The sequence below is a fragment of the Nocardia sp. NPDC023733 genome (assembly GCF_040639775.1).
GTDB classification, from domain to species: Bacteria; Actinomycetota; Actinomycetes; order Mycobacteriales; family Mycobacteriaceae; genus Nocardia; species Nocardia rosealba.
Window position 1 is genome coordinate 347830 of the sequence record NZ_JBFAAN010000002.1, and the last position, 16934, is coordinate 364763.

At 67.2% G+C, this 16934-nt stretch carries 14 protein-coding genes and 1 pseudogene; 6 read left to right on the plus strand and 9 right to left on the minus strand.

What is annotated here, in order from left to right; all coding sequences use genetic code 11:
* The first annotated feature begins 70 nt into the window (after positions 1-70).
* Both AB0F86_RS13075 and AB0F86_RS13080 read left to right on the plus strand, forming a co-directional pair.
* Positions 71-1246 (plus strand): exonuclease SbcCD subunit D, encoded by a 1176-nt coding sequence (locus AB0F86_RS13075; RefSeq protein ID WP_356986881.1) that lies wholly within the window; start codon positions 71-73, stop codon positions 1244-1246.
* A gap of 13 nt (positions 1247-1259) precedes the next feature.
* A complete protein-coding gene (locus AB0F86_RS13080) occupies positions 1260-4823 on the plus strand; it encodes an SMC family ATPase (protein ID WP_356986880.1) in 3564 nt (1187 codons plus the stop codon).
* Position 4824: 1 nt separating this feature from the next.
* Here the strand turns inward: AB0F86_RS13080 and AB0F86_RS13085 are convergent, their stop codons facing one another.
* The 7 genes and pseudogenes from AB0F86_RS13085 to AB0F86_RS13115 all read right to left on the minus strand — a co-directional run bounded on the left by AB0F86_RS13085 (position 4825) and on the right by AB0F86_RS13115 (position 11508).
* A complete protein-coding gene (locus AB0F86_RS13085) occupies positions 4825-5448 on the minus strand; it encodes a hypothetical protein (protein ID WP_356986878.1) in 624 nt (207 codons plus the stop codon).
* A gap of 124 nt (positions 5449-5572) precedes the next feature.
* Positions 5573-6076 carry a methylated-DNA--[protein]-cysteine S-methyltransferase gene (locus tag AB0F86_RS13090; protein WP_356986876.1) on the minus strand — a complete coding sequence of 168 codons (504 nt, stop codon included), beginning with the start codon at positions 6074-6076 and terminating at the stop codon, positions 5573-5575.
* Positions 6077-6090: 14 nt separating this feature from the next.
* Positions 6091-7578 carry an AlkA N-terminal domain-containing protein gene (locus tag AB0F86_RS13095; protein ID WP_356986874.1) on the minus strand — a complete coding sequence of 496 codons (1488 nt, stop codon included), beginning with the start codon at positions 7576-7578 and terminating at the stop codon, positions 6091-6093.
* Between the two features lie 46 nt (positions 7579-7624).
* Positions 7625-7792, minus strand: a pseudogene (locus AB0F86_RS13100) (YbdD/YjiX family protein); the annotation flags it as partial.
* 77 nt (positions 7793-7869) lie between these two features.
* On the minus strand, positions 7870-10125 hold the full coding sequence (locus tag AB0F86_RS13105; RefSeq protein ID WP_356986872.1) for a carbon starvation CstA family protein: 2256 nt from the start codon (positions 10123-10125) through the stop codon (positions 7870-7872).
* Positions 10126-10247: 122 nt separating this feature from the next.
* Entirely contained in the window at positions 10248-10661 is a 414-nt protein-coding gene (locus AB0F86_RS13110; RefSeq protein WP_356986870.1) for a VOC family protein, read from the minus strand.
* Between the two features lie 4 nt (positions 10662-10665).
* Positions 10666-11508 carry a helix-turn-helix domain-containing protein gene (locus tag AB0F86_RS13115; RefSeq protein ID WP_356986869.1) on the minus strand — a complete coding sequence of 281 codons (843 nt, stop codon included), beginning with the start codon at positions 11506-11508 and terminating at the stop codon, positions 10666-10668.
* Between the two features lie 260 nt (positions 11509-11768).
* On the opposite strand from AB0F86_RS13115, the gene AB0F86_RS13120 reads away from it, so the two are divergent.
* From AB0F86_RS13120 to AB0F86_RS13135, 4 genes are all read left to right on the plus strand, one after another.
* On the plus strand, positions 11769-12680 hold the full coding sequence (locus AB0F86_RS13120) for a zinc-binding dehydrogenase (RefSeq protein ID WP_356986867.1): 912 nt from the start codon (positions 11769-11771) through the stop codon (positions 12678-12680).
* A 185-nt stretch (positions 12681-12865) separates the two neighbouring features.
* Positions 12866-13945, plus strand: coding sequence for a redox-regulated ATPase YchF (gene ychF, locus AB0F86_RS13125; RefSeq protein ID WP_181696570.1), 1080 nt, complete (start codon positions 12866-12868; stop codon positions 13943-13945).
* A gap of 91 nt (positions 13946-14036) precedes the next feature.
* Entirely contained in the window at positions 14037-15323 is a 1287-nt protein-coding gene (locus tag AB0F86_RS13130; RefSeq protein ID WP_356986866.1) for a hypothetical protein, read from the plus strand.
* 154 nt (positions 15324-15477) lie between these two features.
* Positions 15478-15672, plus strand: a complete 195-nt coding sequence (locus tag AB0F86_RS13135) for a DUF1737 domain-containing protein (protein WP_356986865.1) — start codon at positions 15478-15480, stop codon at positions 15670-15672.
* Between the two features lie 18 nt (positions 15673-15690).
* Here AB0F86_RS13135 and AB0F86_RS13140 read toward each other — a convergent pair whose 3' ends face one another.
* Both AB0F86_RS13140 and AB0F86_RS13145 read right to left on the minus strand, forming a co-directional pair.
* Positions 15691-16149 (minus strand): hypothetical protein, encoded by a 459-nt coding sequence (locus AB0F86_RS13140; protein ID WP_181696568.1) that lies wholly within the window; start codon positions 16147-16149, stop codon positions 15691-15693.
* A 108-nt stretch (positions 16150-16257) separates the two neighbouring features.
* Entirely contained in the window at positions 16258-16860 is a 603-nt protein-coding gene (locus AB0F86_RS13145) for a class I SAM-dependent methyltransferase (RefSeq protein WP_356986863.1), read from the minus strand.
* Between the last annotated feature and the right edge of the window lie 74 nt (positions 16861-16934).

Genomic DNA, 16934 nt, shown 5'->3' on the forward strand with positions numbered 1-16934 from the left:
TGTCGGCGAAATGACACGGTTGTAGTGCGTCGATTGAATTCTGTCGGTGCACTGGCCTACGGTTCGCGGCATGCGGATCCTGCACACCTCCGATTGGCACATCGGGCGCACCTTCCACGGTGTCGACCTGCTGTCGGATCAGGCGCGCGCACTCACGGCCGTCGCCGACCTGGTCGCCGCCGAATCCGTCGACGTGGTGGTGATTCCCGGCGACATCTACGACCGCTCCATTCCCGGCGCCGACGCCATCGCGGTGTGCAATCGCGGCTTCGAGGCGATTCGCGCCGCGGGCGCGACCATCATCGCGACCTCCGGCAACCACGATTCGCCTGCCCGGCTCGGTGCGGGCGCGAGCTTCGCGGCCGCTGGTGGGCTGCATCTGTGCACGCGGGTCGCCGATGTCGACAAGCCCGTCCGTCTGGCCGACAGCCACGGTGAGGTGGTGTTCTACGGGATTCCGTACCTCGAGCCGGAGATCACCCGCGCCGAACTCGGTGTGCCGCAGGCGCGCTCGCACGAGGAGATCCTGCAGGCGGCGATGGCGCGGATCAATGCCGATCTGAGGGGCCGCCCGGGGGCTCGGTCGGTGGTGCTCGCGCACGCGTTCGTCGTCGGCGGGGCGGCCACCGGGTCGGAGCGGTCGATCTCGGTCGGTGGGGTGGAGACGGTGTCGATGGCGGCCTTCGACGGCATCGACTATGTGGCGCTGGGGCATCTGCATTCGCCGCAGACGCTGTCGGAATCGGTGCGCTACAGCGGTTCTCCGCTGCCGTATTCGTTCGGTGAGAGCTCGCATCGCAAGGCGGTGTGGATCGTCGACTTGAACGAGCACGGGCTGGCCGAGGTGCGTCGTCACGATCTGCCGCTGGTGCGGGGGCTGAGTAGGCTCACCGGGACGCTCGAGGAACTGCTCACCGCCGACGAGCATCTCGGTGCAGTGGAGCATTACGTGTCGGCCACGCTCACCGACACCGCGCGCCCGGTCGACCCCATGCGCAAGCTGCGGGAGCGGTTTCCGCATGCCGTGCACGTGGAATGGGTTCGGCCGGAGGGTAATCCGGAGTTGCGGTATCGCGAGCGAGTGCACGGCCGCCGCGACACCGAGGTGGCCGCGAGCTTTCTGTCCGATGTGCGTGGGGAACCGACCGAGGGGGAATTGGCATGGGTGGAACGAGCTCTGGCCGCTGCGGTGAGCGAGCCCGATCCGCCGAGCCCGGAACCACTGGCGGCGGAGCTCTCGGCGTGACCGGGGACGCCGCGTGAGACTGCACCGGCTGGAGATGACCGCGTTCGGCCCCTTCGCCGACACCACGGTCGTCGACTTCGACGAGCTCGGCGCCGACGGGCTGTTCCTGCTGCACGGGCACACCGGCGCGGGCAAGACCACGGTTCTCGACGCCATCGCCTTCGCGCTCTACGGCAAGGTGCCCGGTGCGCGCGGTGAGAGCAAACGCCTGCACTCCGACCACGCCGACCGGCTCACCCCACCACAGGTGAGCCTCGAGGCGACCCTCGGCGGTCGCAAGCTGCGACTGACGCGCGTGCCCGAGTTCGAACGACCCAAGCGCGACGGTTCCGGCACCCGGGTCTCCCAGCCCAAGGCCACACTCACCTGGCTCGACGGCAGCGGCGAAAACCTCTCGCGCATCACCGATATCGGCGAGGAGGTGCTGCGGCTGCTCGGCATGAGCGCCGACCAGTTCTTCCAGGTGGTGCTACTCCCGCAGGGCGATTTCGCGCGGTTTCTGCGGGCGGAGAACGAGGATCGCGAGAAGCTGCTCGAAAAGCTCTTCGACACACAGCGTTTCGGCACAGCCGAGCGCTGGCTGGCCGACCGCAGACGCACCGCCGAAGCCGAACTCGGTGTGCTGCGGCAGGGCATCGACCGGCTCATCACGAAGGTGGGGATGGCGGCCGGGTACGGCGGCGCGGAATCGGTCGGGCTGCCCGACGCGGTGAGCTGGTCGCAGGACCTGCTCTCCACGGCCCGCCGCGAGCTGGCCGACGCCATCGCGAATACCGAACTGCGCCAGAAGGAGTCCGACGCCGCCCGCGCCGAAGCCGACGAGCAGCGCCGCGTCACCGAACTCCATGCCCGGATGCGGGCGGCCAGGTCCGAACTCGAGGCCTACACCGCTGCGGCCCCTCATCGCGCAACCCTGGAACGCGAACTCGAACAGGCTCGTCGCGCCGAACCGGTCGTCCAGGCCATCGATGAAGCTCGCACCATCGTCCGCGACCTGCGCCGTGCCGAAACCGCCACGCGCGCCGCCGCGACCGAACTGGCTACCCAGCTCCGCGCCGAAGCCGCCGCCGACCTACCCGGTCTCGACCTGCTGACCGTGGTCACCGACGAGCTCGATGAGGCCCAACGGAACCCGCGGTCGGACGGGGGAGGGCATGCGGGTACGGCTTCCGATCGTCGTCCGCGCTCTGCGGATGCGCGCCCGACGGTCGACGGGTCAGGGCAAGCTGATGGTGTCGCCGGCGCCGCGGCTGGTCCGGTGCGGGATGTCGCGGGAGATCTCGACGGGGCTGTAAGTCGGTGGAACGCGCTGATCGGCGTTCTGGGGGAGGTGCGGGCCGAGGCGGTGACGGCAAGGCAGCTGGCGGGGGACCTCACGGCGCACGAGGTGGAGGCCGAACGGTTGACGCGGCGGGCCGGGGAACTGGCGCGCCGGCGCGAGGAACTGCCCGCGATGATCGCCTCGGCGCAGGAGCAGTTGCGCGAGGCGACGGATGCGGCCGCCGCGTTGCCGGGGTTGCGCAACGAGCTGTCGAAATGGCAGGACTCGGCGGCCGCTGCCGTCGAATTGACCACCAAGCGACCGGCTCTGGACCGGGCGCAGGCCGAGCTCGACGAGGCGCGGCGAGCACACCTCGATGCCCGGGAGCGGGTGCTCGACCTGCGTTCGCGGCGCCTGGCCGGGATGGCCGCCGAACTCGCGGGCGCCCTGGTCGAGGGTGCGCCGTGTGCGGTGTGTGGTTCCGCCGAGCACCCCGAACCGGCCGAGCCGACCGACGATGCCGTGTCCAAGGACGCCGAGGACACCGCAGTGGTCGCCGAGCAGACCGCCGAGGCCGCACGCGACCGAGTCGCCCAGCGCATCGCCACCCTGGAACGCGAGATCGAAGCGCTCACCGCACGCGGTGGCGCCGCCGACCCCGTCACCCTCGCCGACGCCGTCCGCACCGCCACCCACCGTTTCGAAGACGCCACCGACACCGCGAACCAGGCGACCGCCCTCACCACGCGCCTCGAAACCCTGCGCAGCGAAGAGTCGGCACTGCACGAGCAGTCCCGCGACCTCGACGTCCGCCTCGGCACCGTCACCGCCAATATCACCACCACCCGCACCCGTCTCGACGAACTCACCGCCCGCCTGCGCACCGCAGCGGGCGCCGACACCTCCGTCGACGCCCGCGCGGCCCGCCTCGAATCCCTCATCACCGCCGCCACCGCTCTGCGCGAGGCCCGAACCGCGGAATCCGCCGCCCGCACAGCTGTCACCCGCATCGCCACTCGGGTCGAAAACCTCGCGGCGGCAGCGGGATTCCTCGCACACGAGGTGCCGCTGTCGCCTGACGAACCTGCTGCACCCTCGACCGACAACCCGGAGACACCGGATCGCACGCCACGCAACGCCACGGTTCGCTCCCCGTCGGGTGCGCCAAAGCCCAAGGCCGACAACGGTTCCACCGACGAAGGCGCACTCGGTCGCGCTCTCTCCGGTGACGCGGAAGTGTCCGCCGCCGAGGAGCGGAGCGCACGCCGCGCGGGTGTCGGTCACGAGGGCGCACAGGATGGCGATTCCGACCGAGCTGGTCGCGCGCCAGCGAAGCAGACGCAGCGCGTAGATGTCGAGATGCCAACGCTGTTCGATCTTTTCGACACGGAGGCCGACGACGAGGAGCCGGCAGACGAGCCGGTCGCTGCGCGTGACGATATCGCCGTGCTCACGGCCTGCGCACAGGTCGTCGGCGCGGCCGCTCGCACGGCCCGGCAGCAGGCGGAGATCGAGGCCGAGCTCACCGCCGCCGACCGCGCGCGGGCGCACGCCGAGGCCGTGCTGGCCGAGCCGGAGATTCAGGCCGTGGCCGACCGGGTTCCGGGTGATCCAGCCGAATGGGAGCAGCGGTTCGCGCTGGCGCAGAATGCGCTGACCTCGGCGGTCGCGGCGCAGTCGGCGGCGACCGAGCGTGTTGCCCAGCTCGAACAGCTGAGTACCCAGCTCTGGGGTGAGGTGGAGCGGATCGCGCCCAAGCAGCGGGAATTCGACGAGCTCGCCGGGTTGGCCGAGGTGGTCGCCGGGCGCGGCGAGAACAATCGGCGAATGTCGTTGCGTTCCTATGTGCTTGCAGCGCGGCTCGAGGAAGTGGCGGTGGCGGGGTCGGTGCGGTTGCGCCGGATGTCGGGTGGCCGTTACGAATTCGTCCACTCGGACAAGGCCGGTCCGCGCGGCAGGCGCGGCGGCCTAGGTCTCGACGTGCGCGACGACTACACCGGCTCCATCCGTTCGGCGAAAACCCTCTCCGGCGGCGAAACCTTCATGGCCTCACTGGCTTTGGCACTCGGCCTGGCCGATGTGGTCGCCGCCGAAGCGGGCGGCGTCACCCTGGACACCCTCTTCATCGACGAGGGCTTCGGCAGCCTCGACGCCGACACCCTGGACGCCGTCATGGGCGTCCTCGACGAACTCCGCGCCGGCGGCCGCGTAGTCGGCGTGGTGAGCCACGTCGACGAAATGCGCCAACGCATCCCCACCCGCCTCCACGTCCTACGCGGCCGCAACGGCTCCCACCTGAAAACCACCGTCGCCTGACCTACCCGACCGCAGCCACCTCCTTCGCGGGCGTCGGTTCGAATCCGGGCAGTCGACCGTCGAGGTAAGGGATCATCAGCTGGATCAGTGGTCCGATGCCGAAGGCGTACACGACGGTCCCGATCCCCACGCTGCCACCGAGCAGCCAACCGGTGACGAGCACCGATGTTTCGATGCCGGTGCGGATCGTCCACACCGACCAGCCGGTCCGGGCGACCAGGCCAGTCATCAGTCCATCGCGCGGTCCTGGACCCATTCCGGCGCCGATGTAGAGAACCGTCGCGGCGGCATTCACCACCACCGCGACAACCATGGCGAGCACACGCAGCCACAGCTGTCCCGCCGCCGGGATGAGCCACAGGCCGACATCCACCGCCACCCCGATCACCACCACATTGCTGATGGTGCCGAGCCCCGGTCGCTGTCGCAGCGGGATCCAGGCGAGCAGCACGACCACGCCGGTCAGCGCGGTCACCATCCCGAAACTCAACGGCACGTGCCCGGCGACGCCCTGATGGAAGACGTCCCACGGATCGAGCCCGAGCCCGGCGCGGATCATCACCGCCATGGACGTCCCGTACAACCACAGACCCACATACAGGGCGACCAGACGGCGAGTAAGCATGCGCACCATCGTGCGCCCTACTGGACCCTCACGGAAGTGCCAATTGTCGAAAACTGGACTGGTGACATGCGGCGCAGGGTCCGTAGTACTTGTACTCGACGACATGCATCCAGCCGCAGCGCCGTCACGCTTCGTGGGCGAGCAACCACCGCTTGGCCTCGAGCCCCCACCGGAACCCACCGAGCGCCCCGCCGATCCGCAGCACCCGATGACACGGCACGAACAGCGCGGCCGCATTGCGCGCACAGGCATTCGCCGCCGCCCGGGTAGCCGCGGGCCGACCGGCCAGCCCCGCGAACTCGGTGTAGGTGACCGGCTCACCCGCGGGCACCTTGCGCAGGATTTCCCATGCGTGCGATAGGAATTCACCCGACTGCTGACGCACCGGCACCGCGTCGATCACGGAGAGATCGCCCGCGTGATAGTCCAGAACCGCGCGGGTGACCTCGCCCAGCGAATCCCGTTGCCGGAGTTCGGCCGGTCGCAGACTCGCGTGCACGAGGCCGGCCAACCCGGTCGCGTCGGCGGTCCAGCCCGAGGCCAGGACCGCGCCGTCGGCGTCGACGAGGGTGGTGAACGGTCCGATCGGGGTGCCGACCGTGGCGTAGTCGGCGTGCGTGATAGTCATGATGTCTCTTTCCGTCAGGAGTACGTGGGCAGTGGGACGGCGCCGCGCTGCACGAGCGCCGTCTTCCACAGGTGCATGGACAGGTAGGAGCGCCAGGGCGCCCAGCGTTCGGTGTCGGTGAGGTCGATATCCGCGAGGGCGGCGCCCTGGCGGACGACCAGGTCGGTGTCGAGCAGGATGTCGGGGTCGGCGAGCGAGCGCATGGTCACGTAGTCGGCGGTCCACGGGCCGACGCCGTCGAGGGCGAGCAGGTCGCGGCGCAGGTCGTCGGCGGTGCGGCCCGAATGCAGCACCAACTCGCCGTCGGCGATCGCCCGCGCGGCCGACACGATGGCGGCGATCCGGCGGGCGGGCCCGGTCAGCACCTCGGCACCGTGTTCGGCGATGGCCGCGGGCGTGGGGAACAGCAGCGGTACCGGCCCCTCGATCCGTTCACCGAGCGCCTCGACCAGGCGCGCGGTGTGGGTCGCCGCCGCCCGCACCGAGATCTGCTGCCCGATCATGGTGCGCAACAACAGTTCCGGACCGTCGAGACACCCCGGCACGCGGATGCCCGGTGTGAACGGACTCGCGTCGCCGACGTTCGACGTGATCCCCAAGGCCTCGTCGATCCCCAGCGGATCGGCATCGAGATCGAGCAGATGCCGCAACCGGGCGACGGTCGGCGCCAGATCACGCATATCCCGCAGGGCGAGCTCGGCCCGCACATGCCCCGGCCGGAACGACAACCCGATGGTCGCGTGCCCGTGCGGCGTGCGCAGGCTGCGCGTGTACACCCCGTTCTCCCACAGCTCCATCCCCGGCACCGTGTGCGCGGACAGGAACCAGGCCAGCCACCCGGTATCGAGCGGTTCGCGATACGGCAGCCGCAAAGTCAGCAGGCCGGGTGTGGCGGGCGCCTCCACATCGTTGCGTGGTGAGCGGCGCGATTCGGTGCGCATCGTGGTCGGGCTCACCGCGAACACCTCGCGCACGGTGTCGTTGAACTGGCGGATGCTGGCGAAGCCGGCCGCGAACGCGATATCCGACATGGGCATGTCGGTGGTCTGGATCAGCAGCCGCGCGGTGTGCGCGCGGTGCGCCCTGGCCAGCGCGAGCGGTCCCGCGCCGAGCTCGGTTGTGAGCACCCGGGTCAGTTGCCGTTGTGAATAACCAAGTGTCGCGGCGAGTTCGGGCACTCCACCTCGCTCGATCACCCCGTCGCCGATGAGCCGCATGGCGCGGGCGGCCAGGTCGGCGCGCACGTTCCACAGCGGCGAACCGGGCGCGGCATCGGGCAGGCAGCGCCTGCACGCCCGGTACCCCGCCTGCTGGGCCGCGGCGGCGGTGGGCAGGAACGACACATTGGTGCGCTTGGGCGTGATCGCCGGGCACGAGGGACGGCAGTAGATGCCGGTGGTGCGGACCGCGGTGAAGAACTGTCCGTCGAAACGGGAGTCGCGGGTCGACACCGCGCGGTAGCAGCGCTCGAAGTCCAAAGCCGTGATGGTCACGTTGTCCACAATGACAGCGCGCCCGGCCCGGTGCTAGCGGAAATCGGCCACCTATTCAGCAGCAGCGGTTGGTGGGGTTCCGCTCGGCTTCGGCATAGCGTTCCCGCCAGTAGTCGCGCTCGGACGGCACCGGACGGTCCGGGTGGTTGCGGCGCAGATGGGCGACATACCGCTGGTAGTCCTGGCCGCCGTTGATCGCGCTGTACCACCGGACCACCGAGCGCGCACCTGTCCAGACATGGTGCGCGAGGGCGCGGGCGGCCGATCCGAAGGACCGCCCGCCCGCATCCCCGCTCGAACTCACGACACGTGCACCGATCCGGGCGCGGTCACCTTGCCCTCGGCGATGAGCACGTCCCACTCCTTCTGCACGTCCTTCTCCGCCTTGGTCGACACGAAACCGCTGGGGGAGAAGATCTTCGACGGCTGCTCCTCGGACTCCGAACTGGTCACCTCACCGGTGCGGATCGCCCGCAGGCACACCAGCGCACCGACGACGGTCACGATGAGCACGAGCACCGCGAACACGATCGACAATGTGCCCTGGATGAAGGTGTTGCGGATCGCGATCTCCACCTGCTCCGGCGTCTTGGCCGTCAGGCAGCCCTTGCCCGCGTCCTTGGCGGCCTGGCACAGGCTGTGCTGCTTCCAGTAGCCGAGTTTGGGATCGGCGGAGAAGATCTTCTGCCAGGAGGCGGTCATGGTGACGATGAGGTCCCACACCAGCGGAATGCCGGGGATCCACGCCCACTTCCACTGCCCGCGTTTGACGAGGATGGTGAGCACGACCGTCAGCGCGATCGCGGCCAGCAGCTGGTTGGCGATACCGAACAGCGGGTAGAGCGCGTTGATGCCGCCGAACGGATCGTTGACACCCATCAGCAGCACGCCACCCCAGCCGGCGACCACGAGCAGCGAACACACCCACGCACCGACCCGCCACGACGGATCACGGAACTTCTTGAAACCGCCGCCGAAGTTACCCAGCGCGTCCGACACCAGGAACCGCGCGACGCGAGTGCCCGCATCGATGGTGGTGAGGATGAACAGCGCCTCGAACATGATCGCGAAGTGGTACCAGAACGCCTTCATCGATTCGCCGCCGAGGAACTTGTGGAAGACCTCGGAGATGCCGACCGCCAGCGTCGGGGCGCCACCGGTACGCGAGATGATCGTCTGCTCACCGACATCCGAGGCCGCGTCGGCGAACAGTGCGGGCGTCGCCGCCGGGCCGTCGAGACCGAGCTTGTTGGTGTAGGCGGCGGCCGTCTCCGGCGTGCCACCGGTGAGCGAGCCGGGCGCGTTCATGCCGAAGTACAGGTGCTGGTCGATGATCGAGGCCGTGATGATGGCCATCACCGCGACGAACGACTCCATCAGCATGCCGCCGTACCCGATCATGCGGGCATTGGATTCCTTGGCCAGCAGCTTCGGCGTGGTCCCCGAGGACACCAGCGCGTGGAAACCCGACAGCGCGCCACAGGCGATAGTGATGAACAGGAACGGGAACAGACTGCCCGCGAACGCCGGACCAGTGCCGCTGGAGGCGAATTCCGACACCGCGGGCGCCTTCAGCACCGGCATGGTGATGAGAATGCCCGCCGCGAGCAGCACGATCGTGCCGACCTTCATGAACGTCGACAGGTAGTCGCGCGGCGCGAGCAGCAACCACACCGGCAGCACCGAGGCGAAGAAGCCGTAGGCGATCAGGCACCAGGCGATGGTGGTGCGCGACAGGGTGAACCAGTCCGCGCCCCATTCGGTTTCCGACACCCAGCCACCGCCGACGATGGCGGCCAGCAGCAGCACGATGCCGATCGCGGACACCTCGCCGACCTGACCCGGGCGCAGATAACGCAGGTACACGCCCATGAACAGCGCGATCGGGATGGTCATCGCGATCGAGAACACGCCCCACGGGCTTTCGCCGAGAGCGTTCACCACGACCAGCGCCAGCACGGCCAGCAGGATCGTCATGATGGCCAGGATCGCGACGATCGCCGCGACACCACCCACGGCACCGAGCTCGTCGCGCGCCATCTGCCCGAGGCTGCGACCGCGCCTGCGCGTGGAGGCCCACAGCACCAGGTAGTCCTGCACCGCACCGGCGAAAACCACGCCGACAACGATCCAGATGGTGCCCGGCAGATAGCCCATCTGAGCTGCGAGAACCGGACCGACGAGGGGCCCGGCACCGGCGATGGCGGCGAAGTGGTGACCGTAGAGCACCCGCCGGTCCATCGGCATGAAGTCTTTGCCGTTGTCGTAGATCTCGGCCGGGGTGGCCACGTCGTCGCGCGGCTTGGTCACCTTCCATTCGATGAACCGGGCGTAGAACCGGTACGCGATGATGTAGGTACACACCGCCGCGATCACGATCCACACCGCGTTCACGGATTCTCCGCGCGCTATCGCCAGATAGGTCCACGCGCCGGCGCCGAGCACGCCGATCCCCGCGAACACAGCCTTCTTGGCGGGCGTGATCGGCGTGCGATCGACGACACCGACCGGAGGCAAGTCCGGTTCGGTCCGCAGATATTCGATGGTCGTCGCCATTGACTCAACTCCTGTACAACGCGCAGAGCCTCGGGTGAAGCATCGACAACGTAGCCGATGTGCTCTGCGCGCCGGACAGGATCACACACGGTCGCGGCCAACATGAAATTTTGTTCAGGCAGTCATTCGCCTGCGTAGGTGCCGAAGCTCCAGAGGTTGCCCTCGGGGTCTTGGGCACTGAAGCCGCGGGAGCCGTAGTCCTCGTCGCGCAGTTCGCGGATGATGGTGGCGCCCGCTGCGGTGGCGCGGGTGTGGAGGGCGTCGGGGTTGTCGGTGACGAGGTAGATGTTGGCGATGCCGGGTGGTCGGGTGCAGAAGGGGGAGTCGTCGTCGCGGCCGGTGGAGCCGAACATGATGCCGCCGCCTTCGGGCCAGCGCAGTTCGCCGTGTTCGACGATCGACGGGTCGTCGTCGCGGGCGTAGACCGCGGTCGCCTCGAAACCGAAGGCGGTGGTGAGGAATTCGATCATGGCGCGGGCGTCGGTGAAGGCCAGGCACGGCCAGACCGCGCCGCGGGTGTCGGTGGAAGTAGTCATGTCCTCAGCCTCGCGCTTCGGCCGCCCCCGGGTCTTGGACGGATGGAATCTCCTCGGCCAGCCATGCTGTCGGCGCCACACCTGCCAGTTCGGCGAAGTCGCGATTCAGGTGCGCCTGGTCGTAGAAGCCGCAGGTGGCCGCGATCTGGGCGATCGAGACATACGACGGCGTGTTGGCGAGCATGCGGCGGGCGCGTTCGAATCGGATGATCCGCGCGGCCAGTTTCGGGCTCGCACCGAATTCGGCGGTGAACTTGCGGGTGAGGTGTTGTCTGCTCCAACCGATGCGTTCGGCGAGGGGATTGATCGGGCAGGTGCCGCCCGTGCCGACGAGAGTGCGCCAGGCCCAGGTCAATTCGGCGCCGGGGATCGATTCGATGCTGGCCGCCGCTGTGAGCGCACGGTCGCAGGCGGCGAATCTGCTCGGCCAGTCATCGTGTGCGTGTACAGCGTCGGCGAGCTGATCACCCAAAGACCTTCGCGCTTGCGAACATTCGATCGTCACATCCCACATTTCGCTGGCGGGCATACCGAACAGCACACGACTGCCGAGCGGGGTGAGCTCGATGGCGACACCCTCCTGGAAACCGGTGTGCGCGATCATCGCCGGGGCGGCTTGTAGTCCGCTCAGGACACAGCGGTAGCTGCCCGGTGATTGACGGCGATCGGTCTGCTCCACGACGTCGATCGGCGGGCCGGCGGCCACGATGAACGTCATGTGCCGCGAAGGCAGACCACGGTGCAACCCCGGTTCGTAACCCGTCATGCGATAGCCCACGTACCGGTCGATGAACGCGGCCAGAACCGGCGCGGGGGCTGCGGTCACCACCTCCGTGGTCGCCTCCATACCCGTCACGCTACGCCGGGGCTGTGGTGGCGGCCAGGCCGATCGATGTTGGGATCGCACCGGTGGCGCCTGCGCTTCGCCTCGCGGAGTGTGTTGTTGAGCACGCGTCTGAGTGCTCCGCGTGGGGTAACCGAATCGAGAAGGTGCTCTCCGTATCTCGGCGTGTGCGGTGAGATATCGCACTCGGTGATTCCGGGCGTGTGGAAACACGAGGTCAGCCGGTTAATCTTGCGCCTTCGTCCAATTCTGTAGGAGGTGTCATGCGGCGGGTTCAGTACGAGCGCAGCAGTGGTCCGGAGGTGCTCGAGGTCGTCGCGGCCGAGGTGCCGGTGCCCGGTGCCGGTGAGCTGCTGGTCCGGGTGGAGGCGATCGGGGTCACCCTGTCGGCGATCCGGCGGATCAGTGTGGCGCAGCCGTTGCGGGCCGAAGTGGCCGGTGAGGTCGTCGCCGTCGGTGACGGGGTCGACGGGTACAGCGCCGGCTATCGCGTGGTCGGCGTCTGTGACGCCGACGCCTACGCCGAATACGTGCTGCTCTCGGTCGACCAGGCGTCCGCGATTCCCGACGGCGCCTCCGCCGTCGACGCCGTCGCCCTGATGCGCAGCGGGCTCGTCGCCCTCGGCGCGCTCGACACCGTCGCCCCGCGTGAAGGCGAGACCGCGCTGGTCACCGCCGCCGCGGGCGGTGTCGGCCACCTCGCGGTGCAGTTGGCCCGTGTGCGCGGCGCGAGCTGGGTGGTCGCCGCGGTCTCCGACGAGAGCAAAGCCGGCTTCGTCCGCGAACTCGGCGCCGACGAGGTGTACACCTACGACCAGCTGCACTGCGGCAAGCAGGCCGACTACGCCCTCGACGGTGTCGGCGGCAACGATCTCGGCAACACCCTCACCGGCCTCGCCGAGGGCGGCCGCGCCGTCACCTATGGCAGCAGCGGTGCGATCGACACCGAGGACCTGCTCGCGGGCGGCAAGACTCTCACCGGTTTCCGCATCGGCCGCCTCGCCCAGCGCGACCCCGCCCGCTACGAGGACCTGCGCCAGGAGGTGTGGCAGCACTACGCGTCCGGTCTGCTACACCCTGTCGTGCACGCCGAGTTCGCCCTCGACGACGCGGCCGCCGCACACGCCGTCATCGAGCAGCGCACCAACCTGGGCAAGGTCGTCCTCGTTCCCTGAGCGGCATTGCGATCTGGTCACCCGATCACCACGCGCCGGCGGCGGCAAAGTCCGGGAGGCTGCTGCCACCACAGCGTGGTGATCGGATGTCCGGCATTCGGCTCGGTCTGCCGGGCCCGGCAGACACCCGCCTGCTGCCGGGGCGGGGGCCGGTCGTCGTCGCGGACCCGTAGACTCTGATCCTTGTGAGCCTCACCCTCGGAATCGTCGGCCTGCCCAATGTCGGAAAGTCGACCCTGTTCAACGCGCTGACCAAGAACGACGTGCTGGCCGCGAACTACCCGTTCGCGACCATCGAACCCAACGTCGGCGTGGTCCCGTTGCCGGACAAGCGGCTCGACAAGCTCGCCGAGATCTTCGGCTCCGAGCGGATCGTGCCCGCCGTCGTGTCGTTCGTCGACATCGCGGGCATCGTGAAGGGCGCCTCCGAAGGCGCGGGCCTCGGCAACAAGTTCCTCGCCAACATCCGTGAGGCCGACGCCATCTGCCAGGTGGTCCGCGTGTTCGCCGACGACGACGTGATCCACGTCGACGGCCGGGTCGACGCCGCCGCCGACATCGAGGTCATCGAAACCGAGCTCATCCTCGCCGACCTGCAGACCCTCGAGAAGGCCATCCCGCGCCTCGAGAAGGAAGCCCGCGTCAAGAAGGACCGCAAGCCCCTGCTCGACGCCGCCAAGGTGGCCGAGGGTTTCCTCAACGAGGGCACCACGCTGTTCGCGGCGGGCAAGAAGATCGACGCCGAACTGCTCCGTGAGCTGTCGCTGCTCACCATCAAGCCGTTCCTCTATGTCTTCAACGCCGACGAATCCGTCCTCACCGACGACGCCAAGGTCGCCGAGCTGAAGGCCGCCGTCGCCCCCGCCGACGCCGTCTTCCTCGACGCCAAGGTCGAAGCCGAACTCCTCGAACTCGACGACGAATCCGCCATGGAACTCCTCGAGTCCATCGGCCAAACCGAACCCGGCCTGCACGGCCTGGCCCGCGCCGGCTTCCACACCCTCGGCCTCCAGACCTACCTCACCGCAGGCCCCAAGGAAGCCCGAGCCTGGACCATCCACCAGGGCGACACGGCCCCCAAGGCCGCAGGCGTCATCCACACCGACTTCGAACGCGGCTTCATCAAAGCCGAAATCGTCGCCTTCGACGACCTGGTCGAAGCAGGCTCCATGGCCGCCGCCAAAGCCGCGGGCAAGGTCCGCATGGAAGGCAAGGACTACATCATGGCCGACGGCGACGTCGTCGAATTCCGCTTCAACGTGTAAGGCTTTTGCATCGGTTTCGGTGACGGATGTCTGCGTTGGTTGCATCGAACGCGGCCTCCAATCGGTCTGGCATAAAGCGGGGGATACTGACATGAGCAAGGGATTCAACCCTTACCCTCCTGAGGCTCCGTGTCCTTGTGGCTCAGGTGCGGTGTATGTCGAATGTTGCCATTCGAAGGTATTCGAGGTCGGCCTCGATGAAGTTGGTGACGTGGTGCGCCGCGTGCCATTAACAGAAGAAGTGCAATCAGCGTTGAAGGCGGCTCTTCGCTCATTTAGCGCCCTGTACGGACGTGAGCCAGTTGGGGATGATCTGGTTTTCGGACACGTTTCCGATCCGACGGATTCAGTGTTTTCATCGGCCCGCCATTTTCTGGATTGTGGGGTTGATCCCGCGTTTGTTTATGCATATGTCCGAACAGATGGCCTCTTTCCGACCGCGGATAACGAGGGAAAAATCCCCGATGTAGACTTAGCGATGTTCGAGGAGTATGTGGCCGAGTATCATGCACCTGTAGAGCTGAGTTCTGGCCACGTAAGTTCCTTGGCGTTCGTCTCTATCGGCAATGAGATCATCGAGTCGCGGGTACAAGTCGCATGCGAGCAACTTCGAATGGTTCTCACCGACTTTCTGTCACGTCACCTGTCGGACGAGCACCGGCTCGATCGTATGCAGCCCAGTCGTGGGCGCGTGGGCGACTTCAGTGTGCAGACGCCGCTCGACTACGCCATGTTCTCAGCGCTCAAGACCAAACGGACTCTCCAAACTCTCGAGAGGATCTCGAATTCGCAGGCTCAGGAAAGCGTGTATGCACTGGCGAGGAGCGTGTACGAAAACACCGTCTTCCTTGATGCGATCGCGGACGATGAGTCGATATTCTGGCAAAGTATCTCACCCAAAGCTGATCAAGTAAACTACTCGTTTGGTTTGTACGACGATGGGCGAATAAATTACAATCATGTAATTCACCGAGTTACCGGCAAACGTGCGCCGACCAACCTGCGGTTCAGCGAGCTTGCGCAGCACCCCTCGCGATCTACGCATGGCCGTGAGCTGTACTCGCTCTTCTACGTTACTGCATGTCAGTTCGTGCATGTAGATATTCTCAGTGCGCGCGCATATTTTCACGACGCTGATCCGTTCGATGAACTCAATCCGGAGTTGATTGCCAGTTTGATCGCAACGGCGCTAATTGGAGATCTTGTTCGCGCGCTAGTTCGATCTGCGGGCGTGCAGTCGAGATGCAACTCGGATGTGAAGGTATTCTTGAAATCCCTAGGCGAAGGGCTTAGTGAGGCGCTTGAGTATGCAAAATCGGATCCCGATCATACGAACCCAATATTTGATGTTCTGCTCACCATGATTTCGAAATGGTAGGGATTCATTCCTCCACCAAAGCTACGTCACCGTAGGGTGCATATTTTTGCTCCGACCTTGGTCTGGGAGGGCTCCGCTGATCAGCTGTCACTGGCGGTGGACGAGGCACCGACGGCTGTGGAATTCTTTTTCTACCTACAGCGTTAACAGGCGCGTGGATTCCGAACGTTTGCCTCGCTACCGCTTGCTGACCGGCCCGGACGACTCGAGTTTCTGTCGGCGGGTCAGTGAAGCGCTGGATATGGGATACGAGTTGTATGGTGGGCCGGCTCCGACCTTCAACGGTGAGCAGGTGATCGTGGCTCAGGCGATTCTCTGGACCCGGGACGAGCCGACGCCGACAGCGTAGTCGTGGCGTAGGGATGGATCACCCGACTGCGCCGCCGGGCGGGATCGCCGGGACGATCGTCTTCACCGGGAGTTTGACCCGGGTGGAGCCCTGCCAGTACCCGACGGTCGCATGGCCGGTGGTCGGGTCGAGGAAGGTGCAGTTGACGTTGCCGTAGGCGGTGCTGCCCGCGGGGGCTGAGGTCTGGAAGGAACTGCTGACCCAGCGGCCCTGGTGATTGGCGGAGCCGCCGATGGCGGTGTAGTCGAACTCGCGGTAGGTGCCGGTGGTATTCGCGCTGTTCTCGACGGACATGTCGCAGGCGGCGGTTCTGCCGGAGGGGATGTAGACCTGCCAACTGAGAGTGACGGTGCCCGGGGCGGGGCTGGTGATACCTCCGTCGACGCCGTTGGTGGCGTGCGCGGTGGGGGCGAGGGCGGTGAGGGCGGCCAAGCCGGTGATGAGCAGGGTTGTCGTCGCGAGCTTCTTGATCGGCATCCGGGGGCTCCTACGGGGTGGGATCGGGGCGTACGTCAATCCAACGACGTGGGAGCGATCGGAGATACGGACCCGAGGGTGGTGCGCGCTGTACTCGGGGGTTCGCGTTCACCACCTAGGTGTGACAGCCAAAGCTCCATACGGCCGAGACGCGTCGAAAGCAGGTGGGGTGAGGCGATCGAGTTCGGTGAAGCCCGCGGAGGTGAGCGCTTCGGCGAAGCGGTCGACGGGCCAGCGGTACGCGGTCGTCACCTTGTGCGGAAACGGTTCGACAGCGCTTTCACCGGCGAAGAAGCCGACGACGAGCCGACCGCCCGGGCGGAGAACACGGCGGAATTCGGTGAGGACGGCCGGGATCTCGTCCGGCGGCAGATGAATGAGGGAGAACCAGGAGAGCAGGCCCGCGACGGATTCGTCCGGCGCGTCCACCGCGCGGATCGAACCGACCTCGAACGGAATCCCGGGGTAGGTCGCGCGGGCATGCTCGATGAATTCGGGGACCATGTCGAGGCCCTCGGCCGCGACACCCGCCTCGGTGAGGATGTGCGTGAAATGCCCCGGCCCGCAGCCGAGGTCGAGGACGGGACCCTCGGTGAGGTGACGGAGGACGAAAGCGGAGTCCTCGGGATCGACGGCGGCGGGAAAGCCGCAGACCTCGATGTAGAGCTCGTGCAAGTCGCTGTATGCCGCGCGGACGGTGTCATCAACCACGATGCGACCGTACCAACGCGAAACAGGGCGGTCGGTCTGTTGTTCGTTTGTGCGGGGAGGGACAGGGTAAGGCG

Excerpts from the sequence above, each read along its gene's own strand:
- AB0F86_RS13075 (WP_356986881.1), top strand. The coding sequence starts at position 71 with ATGCGGATCCTGCACACCTCCGATTGGCACATCGGGCGCACCTTCCAC.
- AB0F86_RS13085 (WP_356986878.1), bottom strand. The coding sequence starts at position 5,448 with ATGCTTACTCGCCGTCTGGTCGCCCTGTATGTGGGTCTGTGGTTGTAC.
- AB0F86_RS13090 (WP_356986876.1), bottom strand. The coding sequence starts at position 6,076 with ATGACTATCACGCACGCCGACTACGCCACGGTCGGCACCCCGATCGGA.
- AB0F86_RS13105 (WP_356986872.1), bottom strand. The coding sequence starts at position 10,125 with ATGGCGACGACCATCGAATATCTGCGGACCGAACCGGACTTGCCTCCG.
- AB0F86_RS13110 (WP_356986870.1), bottom strand. The coding sequence starts at position 10,661 with ATGACTACTTCCACCGACACCCGCGGCGCGGTCTGGCCGTGCCTGGCC.
- AB0F86_RS13115 (WP_356986869.1), bottom strand. The coding sequence starts at position 11,508 with ATGGAGGCGACCACGGAGGTGGTGACCGCAGCCCCCGCGCCGGTTCTG.
- AB0F86_RS13120 (WP_356986867.1), top strand. The coding sequence starts at position 11,769 with ATGCGGCGGGTTCAGTACGAGCGCAGCAGTGGTCCGGAGGTGCTCGAG.
- AB0F86_RS13130 (WP_356986866.1), top strand. The coding sequence starts at position 14,037 with ATGAGCAAGGGATTCAACCCTTACCCTCCTGAGGCTCCGTGTCCTTGT.
- AB0F86_RS13140 (WP_181696568.1), bottom strand. The coding sequence starts at position 16,149 with ATGCCGATCAAGAAGCTCGCGACGACAACCCTGCTCATCACCGGCTTG.